Raw genomic sequence first — 3,963 nt, 5'->3', positions numbered from 1 at the left:
TTTCTCTATGTAGCAGAAAAGTTTTCTTTTTCTTCTATTGTATACACTTCTTTCTATTTTATCTTCCAAATCTGTTCCCGAAATACATATAAATAGTTGTAATTCAAAGCTAATAAACCTATATTCTACAGTAATATTAAGGGCCACAAGCTCCAGATCAGACCATTTATAAACCCTAATTTGCCTGGCAGAATCAATATCTGTACAGATATTGGTAATTCTTTTAAAATAATTTTTTCGTATTGAATGAAAATACCATGTATTTAATCACTAATAATCAGTAAAATACACTACTCTTTAATCAATTAAACAATCTTTGTTTTTTTCTAATTCCTAAATGCACAACAGCCTCATATTAGTGTTTCATAGACTTTATTTAAAATAGTTTTTTATAAAATATCACAGGTCGATTATAGATTAATTTTTAAAATGAGTATTTTTGTAAAACTTTTTTTCAATGTACAAAAGTATCATTAGACCTGTTCTTTTCAATTTTGACCCGGAAGATGTTCATCATTTTACATTTTCGGTGCTCAAGAATTTTGGATTTCTCACCAAATTATTTTTCCCTAAGCCTATTGAAGACAAGCGTCTGGAAAGAGAAGTTTTCGGATTGAAATTTAAAAATCCTGTAGGATTGGCAGCCGGTTTTGATAAAAATGCAGTTTTGTTCAATGAATTATGCGATCTAGGCTTCGGATTTGTAGAAATTGGAACGGTGACACCAAGAGCTCAGGCAGGAAATCCCAGAAAAAGATTATTCCGTTTGGTAGAAGATAATGGGATCATCAATAGAATGGGATTCAATAACGATGGTCTTGAAGCGGCCATTGAAAAACTTAAATCCAGCAAAGGAAAAATAATTATCGGAGGAAATATTGGCAAAAATACAGATACAAGCCCTGAAAACTATACTCAGGATTATCTGGACTGTTTCGAAGGTCTTCATCCATACGTAGATTATTTTGTACTGAACGTAAGCTGCCCAAATGTGGGAAGCCACGCTAAACTTGAAGATGTAGACTATCTGCATGAGCTGATTACGGAAGTAAAGAAAATCAATCAGTCAAAATCTGTACAAAAACCCATATTACTAAAAATTGCCCCAGATCTTAATCACAATCAATTAGATGAAATTGTAGAGCTGATTGCCGAAACAAAAATTGATGGAGTAATTGCTTCAAATACTTCTGTAAACAGAGAAGGACTGAAAACCTCTCCTGATATTTTAGAGCAAATAGGAAACGGAGGTTTAAGTGGAAAACCTATTCGAGAGAGAAGTACAAAAATGATCAAATATCTTTCAGATAAAAGCAACAAATCATTCCCAATCATTGGAGTAGGAGGAATTCACTCGGCAAAAGATGCTATGGAAAAGCTGGATGCAGGAGCAAGTCTGGTTCAGTTATATACCGGATTTATCTATGAAGGTCCGGGACTGATTAATGAAATCAGTAAAGAAATTCTAAAAAGGACCAGCAGATTATCCAGATAAAATAACAAAAGAGGGCAATTAAGCTCTTTTTTGTTTTATAGGACTCTAACTTCACCTGATAACAGATGTGTTTTTTGTATCAACCGTAAGTATATAACCGGAAAAAGAGTATGATTTGGGAACTTTGAACTGAAGTATCTTTGTATCCTTGGGCTTTACTTTTTGGGTTTCAGATATTCTTTCCCGGCAGCTTTCTATTAAATATTCATCATAGCTGTTATCATTCCAGCCTTTGGTAAAATATAATACCCGATATGCTTTTTATCCATCACTCGGGCCACACATTCCACAGAAATTAAAATTGGAAACTTCTTTAAAATAAAGCAACACTCTGTGTCCGGAATGATCAGAAGCTGTCGAAAAAAGACTACTTACACCTGCACGGCTGATCATATCAAAAGTATTGATCTTTTTATGTTTGAGAAGGATTAGATAATTGTTGTACCGGTAAATCATATCATCACCTGTAAAAAAATTTGCAGCAAACGTCTTTTTATTCCTATAAAAAGAGACTCCTAAGGGGATAATTCTGTGTTATTTCATTATTTAGCATTCTGTTTCTGTTTAGATCATAGATTCATTTTTTCTTATACTTGTCGTAATCATACCAGCCGTCTACATAATGTTGATATTGATCACAATCAATTATTCCAGTATAATTGAGCCCAATAGTGACAGGAGCTCCCACTATTTATCCTTTGAAAACCTGAGAAGAATCTGTCACTGATTTTAGTTCAATCTTTTGACCCCAGCAAAAGATAAAAAAGCCTAGAAGGAATAAAATATTAGCAATCATGAAAACTCCCACATTTATAAAACATAACTCCTTCTTTATATCTTTGTTCCTTAAAATGAAGCTACAATCATTTGCTTCACCAAAATAGGCCGTAAAATTGCATAAATTCTTCTATCTTAGAATTTTAATCCCATAATTTAAGCATTTTAGGTGACTTTGCGAATATTTTCAAATAGTTATTTGATAAGCTGAATTAGCATCAGTACAACTCACTCATAATTAACAACATTTGGTTAAAGGTCCTAAAATACGCTCTTCTCTTAGCTATTTAGCGATATTTTACGACTGCAACCCTCTCGTGGTGTATGTCCATATTCAATTAATTGAATATTTATCTATAAAAAATACACTATATTTTATTTTTTTTTATCTTTACATACAAGATCGAATTAAATTTACTGAATAAGCACAAAATTCAGTAATATGTATATTTGGTTAAATTAAAAAACAACACAAATGAAAACAACATTGATTTTTTCCGCAGCCTTGGCAATTATTTTATCCTCCAAGGAAAGAAGTACAAACGAAGTACTCAGTATAAAATCCAAACAAACCCACTCCAATACTTCTTTGATAACTCCGAAAAATTATATTGCGAGTGCTATTCAAAAAACACAATCGCAAGATGAAAGAAAATTTAACGCTTCAATTCAATCAGTACCCACAATTATTGATCCAGAGAAAATTGTACGACCTTGGTAATAAAGTTAAGAAGCCTACCATCGTATTTATTGGCTCAGTTACCATGATTATTGGTGGATTGTTACCCTTTATTAACAATCTTATCCCTCGTACTGTTATTTCTCAATTCTTTATTCCAAGGTTTTCAGATATTGAAACTTTGATATGGAGCATCAGTATAACACTCTCTCCCCTTGTGCTTTTATTTGCTAGTCAGATGAAAGCGCACTGGGTTACCTATATTGTACCCATATATACCTATACCTATCAACTCTTAACCTTCATCTGCTTTGCTAAAGGATCAAAGCTCTCTGCTTCTTCTTATTTTATCTATTACGCAATTGGGATAAGCATTATATTATTTGTGATCTTCAAAGTTTTATCCTTATATATACAAACCATTTTTTTAAAAGATGATGCAAAAGATGAATTATTAAATCAAATGTTTAATTCCCATTCAGATGATGACGAAAAGATCGGATAGAATCAAGAGGCTTCATTTAATTTCGATTTTACAAAAAAAAACGAAAGCCCAATATTACCAAGGTATAATCTCAAAAGAGGATTATATCTATACTTTAAAATATATCTATGATAATCTGTGTCGTTTTGAAGACTACACCCATTCTATAGATGTTATTTTTAATTTAATTGAAGCTCCTATTTATACACTGAATATCGTTGACCTAGTGGACTTAGCTACGTACAAAAATTTAAATTAACCCGTGGTGCATTTAGGATAAAAAAAAGGGAGCTGCTCATTATTAAATAAATACCTAAAGTTAATAGTCTAACAAACGATTAAATATGAACAGCTTTACCGCAAATTATGAAAAAATATTAGAGATACTGATAACAATTGAAAGTAAAATGAATTTTTTAAATCAAATCCGCAATCCCCACTTGTCAGATCTTGAGTTAATCTCCATAGACTTAACTTCAGAATTTATGAGTATTGATTCAGAGCGGGATTTATTCAGAAAATTACCTT

At 31.9% G+C, this 3,963-nt stretch carries 5 protein-coding genes and 2 pseudogenes; 5 read left to right on the top strand and 2 right to left on the bottom strand.

All coding sequences use genetic code 11. From position 1 onward, the window contains the following. A pseudogene (locus GNY06_RS15555) lies at positions 1-219 on the bottom strand (IS982 family transposase); the annotation flags it as partial. Positions 220-457: 238 nt separating this feature from the next. Here GNY06_RS15555 and GNY06_RS04045 point away from each other — a divergent pair. Then, entirely contained in the window at positions 458-1,495 is a 1,038-nt protein-coding gene (locus GNY06_RS04045; protein ID WP_166518911.1) for a quinone-dependent dihydroorotate dehydrogenase, read from the top strand. 261 nt (positions 1,496-1,756) lie between these two features. Here GNY06_RS04045 and GNY06_RS04040 read toward each other — a convergent pair whose 3' ends face one another. Then, on the bottom strand, positions 1,757-1,951 hold the full coding sequence (locus GNY06_RS04040; RefSeq protein WP_166518910.1) for a hypothetical protein: 195 nt from the start codon (positions 1,949-1,951) through the stop codon (positions 1,757-1,759). 796 nt (positions 1,952-2,747) lie between these two features. Between GNY06_RS04040 and GNY06_RS04035 the strand changes: the two genes are divergently transcribed. From GNY06_RS04035 to GNY06_RS15550, 4 genes and pseudogenes are all read left to right on the top strand, one after another. Beyond that, positions 2,748-2,993: a hypothetical protein gene (locus GNY06_RS04035; RefSeq protein WP_166518909.1), complete on the top strand. Its 246-nt coding sequence runs from the start codon at positions 2,748-2,750 to the stop codon at positions 2,991-2,993. Beyond that, positions 2,977-3,456 carry a hypothetical protein gene (locus GNY06_RS04030; RefSeq protein ID WP_244614358.1) on the top strand — a complete coding sequence of 160 codons (480 nt, stop codon included), beginning with the start codon at positions 2,977-2,979 and terminating at the stop codon, positions 3,454-3,456. The genes GNY06_RS04035 and GNY06_RS04030 overlap by 17 nt, the downstream gene beginning before the upstream one ends. Then, positions 3,434-3,694 (top strand): hypothetical protein, encoded by a 261-nt coding sequence (locus GNY06_RS04025; RefSeq protein ID WP_166518908.1) that lies wholly within the window; start codon positions 3,434-3,436, stop codon positions 3,692-3,694. The genes GNY06_RS04030 and GNY06_RS04025 overlap by 23 nt, the downstream gene beginning before the upstream one ends. Before the next feature lie 85 nt (positions 3,695-3,779). Next, positions 3,780-3,963: pseudogene (locus GNY06_RS15550) on the top strand (IS982 family transposase); the annotation flags it as partial.

The organism is Elizabethkingia argenteiflava, assembly GCF_009904105.1.
Classification (GTDB): Bacteria; Bacteroidota; Bacteroidia; order Flavobacteriales; family Weeksellaceae; genus Elizabethkingia; species Elizabethkingia argenteiflava.
This window is presented reverse-complemented; position numbering and strand designations above follow the sequence as displayed.

What these genes read in the sequence shown, in the direction of transcription:
- GNY06_RS04045 (WP_166518911.1), top strand. Translation starts at nt 458, where the DNA reads ATGTACAAAAGTATCATTAGACCTGTTCTTTTCAATTTTGACCCGGAA.
- GNY06_RS04040 (WP_166518910.1), bottom strand. Translation starts at nt 1,951, where the DNA reads ATGATTTACCGGTACAACAATTATCTAATCCTTCTCAAACATAAAAAG.
- GNY06_RS04035 (WP_166518909.1), top strand. Translation starts at nt 2,748, where the DNA reads ATGAAAACAACATTGATTTTTTCCGCAGCCTTGGCAATTATTTTATCC.
- GNY06_RS04025 (WP_166518908.1), top strand. Translation starts at nt 3,434, where the DNA reads ATGATGACGAAAAGATCGGATAGAATCAAGAGGCTTCATTTAATTTCG.